The following is a 14,172-nucleotide window of genomic DNA, read 5'->3' as shown; positions in this document are numbered from 1 at the left end:
CGGCGGGGCGGGGCGGGGCGCGGGCCGCGTCTTGTCAGAGGGACGGGCCGGTGCGCCACTGGCCGCGCGTGTCGATCACGCGCTTGTCGGCCACGCGGTCGCCGAGGTCGGCGAAGGCGGAGTGGTCCACCAGCAGCACCACGATGTCGGCGGCCTCCAGGGCCTCGTCGGCCGCGACCAGGCGGACGTTGTCCTTGCCCTGCAGCGCGGCCGGCAGCTCCGTGACGTGCGGCTCGACCACGAGCACGTCGGACCCGGAGAACTGGCCCGCCAGCTCGGCCGCGATGTTCAGGGCCGGGGATTCACGCAGGTCGTCGATGTTCGGCTTGAAGGCCAGGCCCAGGGTGGCGACGACGGGCGCGCGGCCGGTGGCCTGCTGGACGTCGAAGGCAGCGGCCTTGACCTGGTCGATGACCCACTGGGGCTTGCCGTCGTTGATCTCCCGGGCCGCGCGGATCAGCCGGGCGGTCTGCGGGGCGGCGTCCACGATGAACCACGGGTCCACGGCGATGCAGTGGCCGCCCACGCCGGGGCCCGGCTGCAGGATGTTCACGCGGGGATGGTGGTTGGCGAGCTCGATGAGCTCCCACACGTCGATGCCCTGCTCGGCACAGATCACGGACAGCTCGTTGGCGAAGGCGATGTTGACGTCGCGGAAGGAGTTCTCCACGAGCTTGGCCATCTCCGCGGTGCGGGTGTCCGTCAGCAGGATCTCGCCCTCGCAGAACGTGCGGTAGAGGTCGCGGGCCCGCTCGGCCGCGCGCCGGGTCGAGCCGCCGACGATCCGGTCGTTGGTCACGAGCTCGACCATGACGCGGCCCGGGAGCACCCGCTCGGGGCAGTGGGCGAAGTCCAGCTCGGACTCGCGCAGCTCAGGACGCTCGGCGAAGATCACCTCGGCCATGTGCTCGGTGGCGCCGGGGGGCGAGGTGGACTCGAGGATGACGAGCTCGTCGCCGGTCAGCTGCGGGGCCAGGCCGCGGGCGGCGGCCTCGATGTAGCCCAGGTCCGGGGAGTGTCCGTCCTTGAACGGGGTCGGCACGGCGACGATGTAGGCGTCCGCGGCCGGCGTCGTCTTCGAGGCGCTGAGCAGGCCCTTCTCGACGCCGCGCGTGACGAACCCGGCCAGGTCCGGCTCCACGAAGGGCACCGTGCCCGCGTTCACGGCCTCCACGGTGCGGTCCGAGACGTCCACGCCGAGCACCTTCACGCCGTTCTCGGCGAGGATGGCGGCGGTGGGCAGGCCGATGTAGCCCAGGCCGATGACGGCGACGGTCTCGATCTTCTTCACGGGGTCTCCTCAATGGGGAATGGTTCACGGCGGCGGCCCCAGGCACCGGCGGGCGGGGGCGGACGCGTCCCACCCTACCGCCGTCGCCCGGCCTGCTTCAGTCCAGCCCCAGCGCCTCGCGCCACAGACCGGCCACGACGCGCTCGTCGTACGCGCGCACCCGTTCCCGGGCCAGGGTCGAGAGCTCGTCCCACCGCGCGTCGTCGGCGACCGCCTCGAGCACCCGCCGCGCCGCGGCGTCGGTGTCGTCGAGCACGAACTCGTCGCCGAACACGCCCCTCGCGCCGGGCCGGTCCCAGACGAGCGGGACCGCGCCCGAGACCATGCCCTCGGCGGGCGCGAGGTGGAAGCTCTCGGTGGTGGACGGCGAGAGCACCCAGCCGATCTTCGTCAGCCACGAGCCCATGTCCGCCCCGAAGGGCTCGAAGGCGACGGCCCCGCGCAGCGGACCGGCGCCGAGGCGGGCGAACAGGTCGAGGTAGCCCTCGCGCTGGAGGGGCTTGCGCCACTCGTGCGGGTACTCCCACGGCATGCGGCCGCGCACGTGCAGGGTGAACCGTTCGTCATGGGCGCGCAGGATCTCCAACAGGTCCACGGCCCGGTCCAGGCGCTTGCGCAACGGCACCACGCCGACGAGGCCGAGCCGGAACCGGCGACCCGGCAGGCCGGGACGGTCCAGGTCCGCCACAGACACGGCGTTGGGGATCACCGTGACCCGCGTGGGCTCGATGGGCAGGTGCTCGCGCACCAGGTCCCGGTAGAGATCGGAGACGGTCACGAGGCGGTCCACGGCGTCGGTCTCGAGCGCGGAGAGCCAGCCACCGCGCAGCTCGAACATGTGCAGGCGGACCACGAGCCGCTGGCCGGGCCGCTTGTGGCGGGCGTACCAGACGGCGTTGGGGCCCGCCCACTCGCACACCACGACGTCGGCCCACTCGACGAGGCGGCGTGAGGCGGCCTCGTCGTGGCGGTGCAGGCCCTGCCAGTGGTCGATGCGCAGCTCGACGCCCGGGTCGTCCCGCAGCAGGTCGACGAGCTCGCCCGCGAACTTCAGGTCGTGGCCGGCCAGGACCACGCGGGTGCGTGACCCGCCGCGGGCGGGCCGTCGGTCGAGCAGACCGAGCCGGTCCATGACGCCTGTCAGGGCGCGTGCGCGCGCGGCCATGCGGTAGGGGGCGGCGGCCTCGACGACGCGCCGCGAGAGGGCCGGCAGGTCGTGGCGGGCGGCCGCGATGCGGGCGGCCACGTCCCGGGCCGAGTCCCTCACCCCGTCCACGAACAGGGGGTAGTCGGCCCCCAGCAGCTCCTCGTGCGCCACGGTCCGGTTCAGGAGCGGCGGCACTCCGACCGCGCAGCTCTCGAGCACCTTCGTGGAGATCTCGAGCGAGAGGTCCAGGGCGGGGGCGCGCCAGCCCAGAGAGACGTCCGCGGCCGCGGTGCGGGCCATGGACTCCTCGCGGGAGAGCGCTCCGGTCCACTCGAAGTCGGGCCGGTCGGCCTCGAGGCGGGAGCGCATCCCCGCGGCCCAGCCGGGCCGGTCACGCTCGGGGTGGACCTTGTCCCCCACCATCGTGAGCGTGGCCGGGACGCCGGCCTCGTGGAGGGCGGTCAGCACGTCCGGCATGAGGTCGGTGCGCCAGTCGTGGGCGAACTTGCCCGTGTACACGAGACGCACCGGGCCGTCGGCGGGCGCCTCGGCGCGTTCGGCCGGAACGAGCCCGTCCGGCACCATCGGCGAGAGCAGCTCGGTGCGCCCGGCGGCGGCCGGGACCATCGCCTCGAGCACGGCGCGAGCCTGGGGCGTCTGGGCCAGCATCAGACGGCTCGCCGCGGCGACGCGGCCGAGCTCCTCGACGCGCCCGGCCGGGAAGCCGTCCTCCACGTAGCCGTACTCGGTCACGTAGGACCACAGCCGCCCCGGGAAGGCGCCGCGGTCGGCGAGCTCGAGGCAGGCGTGGATGCCGCGCACGAGCACCACGTCGTACCGGGACTCCTCGTCCCGGCGGGCCAGCACGTCCGCGGCGCGGGAGGGGGTCATTCCCCCCTGCCCGGCCTCCGGCTCGGCGGCGAGCACGCGCACCCCCGTCAGGGCGCGCAGCGGAGCGGTGAGCAGGTCCCGGCGTTCGACGGCCTTGAGCTGGACGTCGACGCTCGCACCCGTGCGGGCGAGGGTCTCGGCCAGGGAGGGCAGCCACGTGGCGGAGCCGTCGATGACGTTCAGGTCGACGTCGCCGTAGAGCAGGACGCGCACGTCGGCGGCGTCGGTCAGGCGGTCGGGGTGGTGCGTGTTCATGCGCTCTCCTCCGGGCAGGCGGCGAGGACGTCGGCGATCCCCTGGGGCGCGTCGCCCGGGTCCTCGGTGAAGTGCAACGGCGTCCGGCCCGCGCCGGCCTCGACGACGATGACGTCCTCGGCGTGCAGCAGGGCGAGGGCCCCGAGCCGGTGCCGGTGACGGCCCCGGGAGAGCACCCAGACGGTGACCCCGCGCGCGGCGGCCGCGCTCACGGCACCCCGCAGCTCGAGGTAGAGGGCCGCGCCGGCGGCGTCGAGGGCCCCGGCCCACGGCCCGTCCACGCCGTCCACATCCACGACGACGGCCTCCACGCGTTCGGCCACCGCGCCCGCGGTGCCCGGCACGAGCGGCACGACGCGGTGCCCGGCGGCCGCGAGGGCCGCGCGCACGTCTGGGGCGGCGACGACGCCGACGGCCCGCCCGCCCCGCTCGGTGCGGGACGTGTCGGCCAGGCCCAGGGCCCGCTCGAGACGGGCCGCGGCCTCCGGATCGGCGCCGACGGCGGCCGCACCGCGGCCGGTGAGGGAGGCGCTGCCGGGGCGGGTGCGGGCCGGCCCGCCCGCCAGGCCCAGGGCGTCGGCCGGCCGGGCGTGCGCCGGACGGTCGCCCCAGCGGATGCCGAACACGCCGCGGACCTCCTCGGCCACCTGCGGCGGCAGCCTGCGCAGCAGCGCGCCGCCGGTGCGGCGCACCCGACGGCGCTGTTCGGGCGGCAGCAGGCGAGCGCCCGCGCGCGCGACCCGACGGATGGACTTCCCAGCTGGCATCAGAACTGTTCCTCGGTGTCCCGGTGGAGTGCACCCGGCCGGGTGCGGCGGCGTCAACCCTAGCAAGGGGCCGACGTCGGGCTCAGCGACCGGCGACGCGGCGCAGCAGTCGCTCGTAGCGGCGGGCCACGGCCGGCAGGTCGGCGTGGCGGCGCACCCAGTCGCGTCCGCCCGCGCCGACGTCGGTGCGGTGCGGGTCGTCCGCGAGCGCCGCCAGGTGCCGCACCAGGTCGTCCACGTCCGGGCCGATGACCTCGGCGCCGCCGGCCGCCTCGAGGGTGCGGGCGGCCTCCCCCGTCACCAGGCCCGTGACGTGCCGGCCGACGGCGAGCACCTCGTAGGTCTTGGAGGGCACGGTGTGCCGGAAGCTCGGCCAGTCGGGACGCAGGGCCACCACCAGCGTGTCCGCCCACGCGTACTGCTCGGCCACGGCCGCGCCGTGGACGGGTCCGAGGATCTCGGCCGGCGAGCCGAGCTCGGCGTTGCGGGCCTCCAGCGCCGGACGTCGGGTCCCCTCCCCGACCAGCCGGACGCGCACCCCCGGCCGGGTGCGACGCAGCGTCGCCGCGGCGTCGATGAGCCGCTCGAGCCCCTGGCTCTCGCCCATGTTGCCCAGGTACAGCACGTGGAGCTCACCGGCGGCCCGCTCCCGCCGGGGCGCCACGGCCAGGCGGGCCAGGTCCACGCCGTTGCCCAGGGTGCGGACCACCCGCACGCCGCGCCCGCGCAGCGTCTCCGCGAAGCCGTCCGTGACGGTCACCACGAGCCGGGCCGCGCGCTGGCCGCCGGTCACGACACGCTCCATCGCGACGCCCAGCAGGCCCTGGTGGACCCCGGCCTCGTGGGCGAGATCCGGCCAGGCGTCGCGCATCTCCAGCACGAGGGGACGGCGCCAGAGGCGGGAGAGCACGACGCCGGGCACCACCACGGGCAGGGCGGGCACGGTGGCCACCACCACGTCCGGGCGTCGGGTGGCCATCCCGCGGGGGATGGCGAGCAGGGCGTGCACCACCGCCTCGGCGAAGCGGCCGTTGCGGCCGGCCTCCCCCAGGGGCAGGCGAGGCGTGGGCAGGATGCGTTCGCCGTCGGGCCCGGCGAAGGGGCGCACACCCCCGGGCGCGACGACGTCGACGTCCCAGCCCGCCGACCGCAGCGCCGCCACGACCGCGCCCCAGCGACGCGCGGGCGGAGTGCGCTCGGGCCGGTAGGAGTGGGAGACCAGCAGGAGGCGGGGGCGGCGCGGCTCAGTCGTCACAGGGGTCCTCCCCGAGGGCGGGTGCGGGCGTGGTGCCGGTCAGCAGGGTCAGCACGGGGGCGGGCCCGCCGGCGGCCTGGGCCTTCTTCTCCTTCTTGGGCTCGTGCTCGTCGACATAGCGCTGGACGTCGTCGTCGGCGAGGGCGGAGCGCAGGTCCGCCAGCTTGTCCTCGTCGAGCTCGACGATGGCGTCGCCGTTCGGCCCCTCCGCGAAGCCCTTGCGAGGCACCGTGAACATCTCGACGTCCTCGCCGCGGACGTCGCGCAGCTGCCACGCGAGCGAGGCGATCACGCCGGACGTGAGCCCCTCGTCCACACCGAGGTGGTCGGAGAACGTGGCGACGACCTCGGTGGTGCGGGCGGGATTGCCCAGGATCTGCGGGCTGAGGAAGCGGTCCATCGCACCGGCCAGGTAGCGCTGCTGGTTCTTCACGCGGGTGACGTCGCCGTCGTCGAAGGCGTGCCGTTCGCGCACGTAGCGCAGGGCGGCGGTGTCCTGCAGCAGGATGTGTCCGCGCGGGTAGTACGAGGGGTTGGCCTGACCGGAGGAGAAGGCCTGCGGGTTGCAGACCTCGACGCCGCCCAGCGCGTTCGTCACGCCCCGGAAACCCTGGAAGTCGACCTCCAGGACGTGGTGGATGGGCACTCCCAGCAGCAGCTCCACCGTGTCCACGGCGAGCGCGTAGCCGCCCGTGTCGAAGGCCGAGTTGATCTTCGCCTCGCCGTGGCCGGGCACGGTGACCCACGAATCCCGCAGCACGGACATGACGTAGACCTGGCGTCGGTCCGCGGGGATGTGCACGAGCATCATGGTGTCCGAGCGCTGGCCCATGTCCTGCTCGCCCTCGCCCTCGCGGGAGTCGGAGCCCAGGACGAGCACGTTCAGCGGGCCGTCCCCGGCCGCCTGCTCGAGCGCCCCCACGTCCACCGTCTGCCGGTGGTCGTCGAAGGTGCGCCCGAGCGAGCCCGCGTACCAGGCGCCCAGGCCGAGCAGCGCCGCCAGCAGGACGGCGAGCATGCCGACCACCCACGGCCAGCGACGGCGGCGCCGCGCGACCGGCGGGGCGTCGTCGCGCGGGGACTCGGGACGCGGCAGGGGCTCGGGCGTCCAGGACGCGGCCGGGGGATGGCTCACTCGGGTCTCCTGCTCGAGGTCGGGGGTCAGCCCAGTCTACGGACGCCTCGTCAGGCGTCGGCCGCCACGGCCCGGCGACGGCGCGGTCTGGGCTGGCAGCGCGGGCACAGGTGGCTCGCACGGTTCATGAACGGCTCGCGGACGATGCGGGAGTCGACCCCCTCGGCGGCGCAGCGGCGACACGGCTGTCCGGTGCGCCCGTAGGCCGCCAGGGAGCGGGCGAAGTAGCCCGATCGCCCGTCCACGTTGACGTAGAGCGCGTCGAAGCTCGTGCCCCCCACCTCCAGGGCCCGGCGCATCACGTCCTGGACGGCCGCCATGAGGCGCAGCGTGTCGGCCCGTCGCATGCGCTCGGTCGGGCGCTCGGGGTGCAGGCGGGCGCCCCAGAGGGCCTCGTCCGCGTAGATGTTGCCGATCCCGGAGACCAGCGACTGGTCCAGCAGCGCGCGCTTGAGGGTGGAGCGGCGCCGTGCCAGGCGCGCGTGCACGGCCACGGGGTCGAACAGCGGGTGCAGCGGGTCCAGGGCGATGTGGGCGGCCGTGGTGGGGATCCGCTCGCCACCGGCGGCGTCGTCGGGCCGCAGGGCGTCGAGCCACCAGCCGCCGAAGATCCGCTGGTCCACGAACCGCAGCTCGCGGGCGGAGCCGTCCGCCGCGGTGACGGGCAGGCGCAGGCGCAGGTGACGCTGGTCGGCGGCCCCCGGTTCGTCCACGAGGATCTGCCCGCTCATCCCCAGGTGCACGACGACGGCGTCGTCGCCCTCGGCCAGGGGCAGCCAGAGGAACTTGCCGCGGCGAGCCGGCTCGGCCAGCCGGGCGCCGAGCAGCCGCTCCCGGAGGGCGTCCGCACCGCCGGGGCTGCGACGCAGCGAGCGGGGGTCGAGGACCTTGAGCTCCGCGGCGACGGCGTCCGTGGCCCACCGGGCCAGGCCGCGCCGGACGACCTCGGCCTCGGGCAGCTCCGGCACGGGCTCAGCGCCCCGCGGCCGGCAGGCCCGCCTCGAGGGCGGGCCACGAGGCGGCCGCGGCGTCCCGCTCGGCCTGCTTCTTGGAGCTGGCGACGGCGGAGCCGTACTCGCGCTCGCCGACCACGAGGGTGGCCCGGTATCGGGGGTCGTGCGCAGGGCCCTGCCCCTCGATCGCGTAGCGGACGGCGCCGAGCCCGTGGCGGCTGGCGGCCTCGGCCACGACCGTCTTCCAGTCGGTGCTCTCGCGCAGCAGGTCCGGCTCGTCCAGCAGCGGCACCACGTGGCGGTGCACGAGTGCGGCCGCGGCCACGGCCCCGTGGTCCACGTAGACGGCGCCGATGAGCGCCTCGAGGGTGTCGGCGAGGATCGAGTCCTTGTCCGCCCCGCCGGTGCGGCGCTCCCCCGTGCCCAGGCGCACGAACGGGCCGATGCCAATCCGGCGCGCCACCTTCGCCAGGGCACGCGTGGACACGACGGCGGCCCGGCGGCGCGCGAGGTCGCCCTCGGCCAGGTCCGGGTACACCGTGAAGATGTGGTCGGTGACCACGTAGCCCAGCACCGAGTCCCCGAGGAACTCGAGGCGCTCGTTGGTGGGCAGCCCGCCCTGCTCATAGGCGAACGAGCGGTGCGTCAGAGCACGTTCGAGCGTCCCGGCGGTGATGTGCACGCCGAGACGCTCGAACAGCTCTTCTGGCTCGGGCGCGGGCTCAGGCCCGCGGCGAGCCGAGGGGGACGCCATCTCAGGCGTCGGCGACCTTGCGGCCCTTGTACTCGAAGAACAGGGGGGTGCCGGCGGCGTCGGACTTCAGCTCGGCCTGATGGGGCAGGCGGTACGAGACGCGACCGTTCTCGACGGACTTCACCAGGGTGGGCGCGGTGGCCTTCCACTGCGACCGGCGGGCACGGGTGTTGGCACGGGACATCTTCCGCTTCGGGACTGCCACGACTATCTCTCTTCTGTCTCGGTGATGGAGGTCTCTGAGGTGCCCGCGAGGTGGGCCAGGGCGGCCCAGCGCGGGTCCACGCGCTCGTGGGCGTGCCCCTCGGGCGCGTCCTCGAGGCGGATGCCGCAGTCGGCGCACAGGCCCTCGCAGTCCGGCCGGCACAGCGGCTGGAACGGAAGGGCGATGACCACGGCGTCCCGGAACACGGGTTCCAGGTCCACGGTCTCGCGCACCACGAGCGGCTGCTCGCCGGCGTCGTCCTCGGACGCGCCGGTGAGGTACAGCTCCTGCAGGTCCACGGTGATCCCCTCGTGCAGCGGGCGCAGGCAACGGCCGCACTCGCCCTTCAGGGTCGCGTCCGCGGTGCCGGTGACGAGGACACCCTCGTGCACCGACTCCAGACGCAGGTCCAGCTCGACGGGGTCCCCCTCGGGGATCCCCAGCAGCGGCGTGGAGACGCCCGCGGGGGCGGGCCACTCGGCCGTCAGCTCGCGCTGGACTCCGGCCCCGCGCGTCAGATCGCGCACGGGGATCACCCACGGCGAGTCGGCGCCGTGGTGCTGGATGCTGTCCATGGTCGCTCCTCTCGGCGGGTGGGACGGCGGGGTACACGGCCCGTCCGCACGCCCTCTGCAGGGGTGCGATGCGGCCTGGACACGGGTCCAGCCACGACGGACCGACAGCCCATCCTACCGGGTGGGTCCGCGTCGGCCAAAGCCGGCGGCGGCCCGCGCGTCGCCGGCCCGGCTCAGAGCCCGGCGGTGAACTCCCGGAGCCAGGCCCGCAGGTCGGCCCCGAGGTCTTCGTGCCGCGTCCCGAACTCGATGACCGCCTGCAGGTAGCCGAGCTTGTCCCCCGTGTCGTAGCGGCGGCCGTCGAAGACGACGGCGTGCACACCGCGGCCCTCACCGTCCTCCGTGGCCAGCCTCTGCAGCGCGTCGGTGAGCTGGATCTCCCCGCCGCGGCCGGGCGGGGTCTCGTCCAGCACGTCGAACACCTGCGGGGCCAGCACGTAGCGGCCGATGATCGCGAGGGTGGAGGGGGCGTCCTCGCGGGCCGGCTTCTCCACGAGGTCGGTGACGCGGACGACGTCGTCGCCCTCCCCCGGCACGGCCTGCACCGCGGCCACGCCGTAGGCCGAGACGGCCTCCTCCGGGACCTCCATGAGGGCGATCACGGAGCCGCCGAGGCGCTGCTGCACGTCGATCATGCGCTCGAGCAGCGCCTCGCCGTCGCCGATGATGTCATCGCCCAGCAGGACCGCGAACGGCTCCTCGCCGACGTGGCGGCGTGCACAGTTCACCGCGTGGCCGAGCCCGAGGGCCTCGCCCTGACGGACGTAGTGGATGTCCCCCACCAGGTCCGACTCGTGGATCTGCGCGAGCCGCTTGGCGTCGCCCTTGTGCTCCAGCGCGGCCTCCAGTGCGGGATGGCGGTCGAAGTGGTCCTCGAGGGCCCGCTTGTTCCGGCCTGTGATCATCAGCACGTCCGCCAGGCCCGCACGCCGGGCCTCCGTCACCACGTATTCGATGGCCGGCCGGTCCACCACCGGCAGCATCTCCTTCGGCATGGCCTTGGTGGCCGGCAGGAAGCGGGTGCCCAGGCCGGCGGCCGGGATGACGGCCTTGCGGGTGCGGGGGCGGGAGGGGGGCGGGACGGTCATCGGCGGTTCTCCTGCGGTTGATGCGGTGGGACGAGCAGAGGGGTGGCCCGCGGGTGGGCCGGGCGGGGTCAGGCCCCGCCGGCGAGGCCGCGCAGGACCGCGGCCGGGACGAACTCGGCGACGTCGCCGCCGAGTCCATGGACCTCCTTGATGAGCGAGGAGGACACGTGGGTGTACCGGGCGTCGGCCGGGAGGTAGACCGTCTCGACCCCGGTGAGGTGGCGGTTCATCGCGGCCATCGGGGCCTCGAACTCGAGGTCGGCGCCGCCGCGCAGCCCCTTGACGATCGCGTCCGCGCCGATCTGCCGGCAGAACTCGGCCAACAGGCCCGGACCCATGGGTCGGACCGCGACACCGGCGAGGGAGGACACCGTCGCCTCGATCATGGCGATGCGCTCCTCCACGCTGAAGCGGTACGTCTTGGCCGGGTTGGCGGACACGGCGACCACCACCTCCTCGAAGAGGTTCGCGGCTCGCGCGATCACCTCGACGTGCCCCTTGTGGAGGGGATCGAACGAACCAGGGCAGACGGCACGACGCATGGGTGCCAGCCTAGCTGTTGTGGGTCATGAGGTTCTTGACACGAGGCACGGGCTGAGATGAGACGAGCGGGCTCCGCCCCGCAGGATGGGAATTGCGACATCCACTCATCCGCGGAAGGAAGCCCGCTCGTGACTCACGCTAACGCACCTCTGACCCCCACCGGCCGGCTGCGCATGGTCCACCGCCACCTGAACGACGGGATCCCGCAGTCCCACGTGGCCGCGGAGTTCCGCGTCAGTCGGCCCACGGTGGCCACCTGGGTCGCCCGCTACCGTGCCGAAGGCGAGGCAGGACTGCAAGACCGGTCGAGCCGGCCCCATCGCTCACCTGCCCGGCTCGACCCCGCGATCGTGGCCGAGCTGGAGGCCCTGCGCCGGGCCGAGAAGTGGTCCGCCCGGCGCATCCATCACCATCTGGTCGGCGAGGGCCACCAGGTGTGTCTTCGCACCGTGGGGCGGTGGCTGCACCGGGCCGGGATCTCCCGCCTACGGGACCTGACCCCAGCCGGAGAAGACCTCCGCCGGCAGCCGGCCCGGAGGATCACCGCGAGGGGGCCAGGGCACATGGTGCACCTGGACGTGAAGAAGATCGGACGCATCCCTGAAGGGGGAGGCTGGCGCGCCCACGGAAGAGACAGTGAGGCGGGGCGTGCTTCCAAGCGGGGGTCTGGCCAGCGGGTCGGCTACACCTACCTACACTCGGCGATCGACGGGTTCACCCGCCTGGCGTACACGGAGGCGCTGGAGGATGAGCGGGCGGTGACCACGATCGGGTTCTACTGCCGGGCCCGCGCGTTCTTCGCCGCTCACGGCATCACCGCGGACCGGGTGGTCACGGACAACGGGAACAACTACCGGGCCGTGGACTTCACCGCGAAGGTGGTCTCTCTCGGGGGCCGGCATCACCGGATCCGCCCCTACACGCCAAAGCACAACGGGAAGGTCGAGCGGTACAACCGGCTGATGGTCGATGAGGTCCTCTACGCCCGCCCCTACACCTCAGAGCGGGCTCGGCGTGAGGCCCTTCAGGTGTGGGTGAATCACTACAACTACCATCGGCCGCATACCTCCTGCGGAGATGCTCCACCGGCCTCGTTGGCCCCGGTGCGTGTCAACAACGTCATGCCCTCCTACACCTAGCGGGGGCCGCGCCGAGCGGCGACGGACGCCCGTCCGGTCTGGCTCCGGCGCGTCGCGGTCGCGCTGGACGCGGCATGCGCCGCCGGGTGCGGTCCGCGGCACTGGGTACAGTGCGGCCATGGACGGAACCCAGCCCACCCCCGGATCGGCACGGCACGACGTCGACGTGGACGCGCCGTGGCGTCGCACGGCGGCGGCCGCGGGCCTGCTCGGCGACGCCGGCCCCGTGCCCACCGTGTTCGAGACGATGACGGGCCTCGCCGTCGAGCACGGGGCCGTGAACCTCGGCCAGGGCTTCCCCGACGCCGACGGCCCCGACACGCTGCTGCGGCTGGCGGCCGACGCCGTGCTGGCGGGCCCCAACCAGTACGCCCCCGGCACGGGCGACCCCGCGCTGCGGCAGGCCGTCGCAGAGCATCGCCGGCGCCACTGGGGCGTGACGGAGGACCCCGCCACGCAGGTCATGATCACCACGGGTGCCACCGAGGGCATCGCCGCGACGGTCCTGGCGTTCGTGCGCCCGGGCGACGAGGTCGTCACGGTCGAGCCGTTCTACGACTCGCACGCCGCCACGATCGCCCTGGCCGGCGCCCGGCACGTGAGCGTGCCGGTGGAGGCGCCGGACTTCCTTCCGGATCCGGCGCGGGTGGCGGACGCGATCACCGACCGCACGCGCCTGCTCATCGTGAACACGCCGCACAACCCCACGGGCGCGGTCTATCCGCGGGAGCTGCTCGAGGAGCTCGTGGCCCTGTGCCGGTCCCGGGGCGTGCTGATCCTCTCGGACGAGGTCTACGACCACCTCGTCTACGAGGGCGAGCACGTCAGCCTGCGCTCGGTCGCGGGCGCCGAGGACATGGTCCTGACGGTCTCCAGCGCGGGCAAGGCGTTCGCGGTCACCGGGTGGAAGGTCGGCTGGCTGACCGGCCCGGCCGAGCTCGTCGGGGCCGCGCGCGCCGTCAAGCAGTTCCTCACCTACTCCTCCGGCCCCGCCTTCCAGCGCGCGCTGGGCGCCTACCTGCCCACCGACGACGCCGAGCGGCACCTCGCCGGCCAGCGCGAGCGGTACCGCGACGCCCGGGATCGGCTCGTGGCGGGCCTGCGGGAGGCGGGCCTGGACCCGGTCGTCCCGGCGGCGGGCTACTTCGTCGTCGTGGACCTGGCCCCGTGGGGTGTGACGGACGCGGCCGAGGCCGCGGTGCGGTGGACGCGTGAGGCCGGCGTCACGGGCATCCCCGTGGGCGCGCTCTGCCGCCCGGACGGGGGCCACCTGCGGTCGTGGCTGCGGCTGGCGTTCTGCAAGTCCCCGGATGCGATCGACGAGGCGATGCGCCGCCTGGCCGAGGCGGCCCCGCGGCTGCGCGCGGCCTGACCCCCGACGCTTTCGTTGACGAAACGGCGGTCCCCGGAGCACTTTCGTTCGGGAAACGGCGGTCCCCAGAGCATTTTCGTTCGGGAAACGGCGGCCGCCGTGCTCGCGGTTCGGTGCTGAGCACAGTCCGTTCCGCCCTCCCGTCTCCCCCGTGAGAACGGGCCACGACGCCGCCGTTTCCCGAACGAAAACGGGCCGACACGCCGCCGTTTCCCGAACGAAAGCGGGTGGGTGGGGTCAGCGCTCGTCCTGCCAGAGGTACAGGACGGTCTCGCCGTAAACGCGCACCTCGACCTCCTCGAGGCCGCGCGGCCGGCGCGGCGCCGCGTCCCGGGCCGCCCGCTCGAGCACGAGCAGCCCGCCCGGGGCGAGCCGCCCGGCCGCCGCCTCCAGCACGGCCTCGAGCGGCGGGCCGGCCAGCGGGTACGGCGGGTCGGCCAGGATCAGGTCCACGGGCGCGGCCTCCGCCGCGAGCGCCTGCTCCACGCTCCCGGCGCGCACGCGCACGACGTCGGCCCCGCGCGCCCGGTTGACCAGCGCGGCGTTCGCGCGGCACGCGGTCACGGCCTTCCGATCCCGCTCGACCAGCAGCACCGATGCCGCTCCGCGGCTGGCGGCCTCGCACCCCAGGGCGCCGGAACCGGCATAGAGGTCGAGCACGGCCGTCCCGTCCAGCCAGTCGCGAGCCTCGAGCCAGGAGAACAGGGCCTCCTTGGTGCGGTCCGTGGTGGGGCGCGTGCCGGTGCCGGGGACGGCGCTCAGGGGCCGCCCGGCGGCCGCGCCGGCGATGATGCGGGACATG

The 14,172-nt window shown here is 74.5% G+C and carries 14 protein-coding genes; 2 read left to right on the top strand and 12 right to left on the bottom strand.

Going from position 1 to position 14,172, the window contains the following annotated elements; all coding sequences use genetic code 11:
- Positions 1-34: 34 nt before the first annotated feature.
- The 11 genes from wecC to coaD all read right to left on the bottom strand — a co-directional run bounded on the left by wecC (position 35) and on the right by coaD (position 10,858).
- Positions 35-1,291, bottom strand: a complete 1,257-nt coding sequence (wecC, locus tag AC3RKA_RS04255; protein ID WP_060774579.1) for a UDP-N-acetyl-D-mannosamine dehydrogenase — start codon at positions 1,289-1,291, stop codon at positions 35-37.
- Positions 1,292-1,388: 97 nt separating this feature from the next.
- Positions 1,389-3,584: a glycosyltransferase gene (locus AC3RKA_RS04250; protein WP_060774578.1), complete on the bottom strand. Its 2,196-nt coding sequence runs from the start codon at positions 3,582-3,584 to the stop codon at positions 1,389-1,391.
- The gene (locus tag AC3RKA_RS04245) at positions 3,581-4,351 is read right to left on the bottom strand and encodes a hypothetical protein (protein ID WP_216879415.1); all 771 of its coding nucleotides are present in this window, start codon (positions 4,349-4,351) and stop codon (positions 3,581-3,583) included. Before AC3RKA_RS04245 ends, AC3RKA_RS04250 begins: the two co-directional genes overlap by 4 nt.
- 82 nt (positions 4,352-4,433) lie before the next feature.
- Complete coding sequence (locus tag AC3RKA_RS04240; protein ID WP_060775666.1) at positions 4,434-5,606, bottom strand: glycosyltransferase family 4 protein; 1,173 nt, start codon at positions 5,604-5,606, stop codon at positions 4,434-4,436.
- The gene (locus AC3RKA_RS04235; RefSeq protein ID WP_060775665.1) at positions 5,596-6,741 is read right to left on the bottom strand and encodes an LCP family protein; all 1,146 of its coding nucleotides are present in this window, start codon (positions 6,739-6,741) and stop codon (positions 5,596-5,598) included. Before AC3RKA_RS04235 ends, AC3RKA_RS04240 begins: the two co-directional genes overlap by 11 nt.
- A 50-nt stretch (positions 6,742-6,791) precedes the next feature.
- Positions 6,792-7,709, bottom strand: a complete 918-nt coding sequence (gene mutM, locus AC3RKA_RS04230) for a bifunctional DNA-formamidopyrimidine glycosylase/DNA-(apurinic or apyrimidinic site) lyase (protein ID WP_060775664.1) — start codon at positions 7,707-7,709, stop codon at positions 6,792-6,794.
- A gap of 4 nt (positions 7,710-7,713) precedes the next feature.
- On the bottom strand, positions 7,714-8,376 hold the full coding sequence (gene rnc, locus AC3RKA_RS04225; RefSeq protein WP_020621711.1) for a ribonuclease III: 663 nt from the start codon (positions 8,374-8,376) through the stop codon (positions 7,714-7,716).
- A 73-nt stretch (positions 8,377-8,449) separates the two neighbouring features.
- Positions 8,450-8,653, bottom strand: a complete 204-nt coding sequence (gene rpmF / locus AC3RKA_RS04220; RefSeq protein ID WP_489727538.1) for a 50S ribosomal protein L32 — start codon at positions 8,651-8,653, stop codon at positions 8,450-8,452.
- A 2-nt stretch (positions 8,654-8,655) separates the two neighbouring features.
- Entirely contained in the window at positions 8,656-9,228 is a 573-nt protein-coding gene (locus AC3RKA_RS04215; RefSeq protein WP_060775663.1) for a YceD family protein, read from the bottom strand.
- Positions 9,229-9,401: 173 nt separating this feature from the next.
- On the bottom strand, positions 9,402-10,316 hold the full coding sequence (gene galU, locus AC3RKA_RS04210; RefSeq protein WP_049160607.1) for a UTP--glucose-1-phosphate uridylyltransferase GalU: 915 nt from the start codon (positions 10,314-10,316) through the stop codon (positions 9,402-9,404).
- Between the two features lie 68 nt (positions 10,317-10,384).
- Entirely contained in the window at positions 10,385-10,858 is a 474-nt protein-coding gene (gene coaD, locus AC3RKA_RS04205; protein ID WP_489727537.1) for a pantetheine-phosphate adenylyltransferase, read from the bottom strand.
- A gap of 129 nt (positions 10,859-10,987) precedes the next feature.
- Here coaD and AC3RKA_RS04200 point away from each other — a divergent pair, with 129 nt between their 5' ends.
- Both AC3RKA_RS04200 and AC3RKA_RS04195 read left to right on the top strand, forming a co-directional pair.
- Positions 10,988-11,998 carry an IS481 family transposase gene (locus AC3RKA_RS04200; RefSeq protein WP_324701571.1) on the top strand — a complete coding sequence of 337 codons (1,011 nt, stop codon included), beginning with the start codon at positions 10,988-10,990 and terminating at the stop codon, positions 11,996-11,998.
- A 118-nt stretch (positions 11,999-12,116) separates the two neighbouring features.
- The gene (locus tag AC3RKA_RS04195; RefSeq protein WP_400268537.1) at positions 12,117-13,370 is read left to right on the top strand and encodes an aminotransferase class I/II-fold pyridoxal phosphate-dependent enzyme; all 1,254 of its coding nucleotides are present in this window, start codon (positions 12,117-12,119) and stop codon (positions 13,368-13,370) included.
- Positions 13,371-13,607: 237 nt separating this feature from the next.
- Here the strand turns inward: AC3RKA_RS04195 and rsmD are convergent, their stop codons facing one another.
- Positions 13,608-14,171 (bottom strand): 16S rRNA (guanine(966)-N(2))-methyltransferase RsmD, encoded by a 564-nt coding sequence (gene rsmD, locus AC3RKA_RS04190; protein ID WP_216879419.1) that lies wholly within the window; start codon positions 14,169-14,171, stop codon positions 13,608-13,610.
- Position 14,172: the final 1 nt, after the last annotated feature.

The organism is Micrococcus sp. iso_229, assembly GCF_058072725.1.
This window is presented reverse-complemented; position numbering and strand designations above follow the sequence as displayed.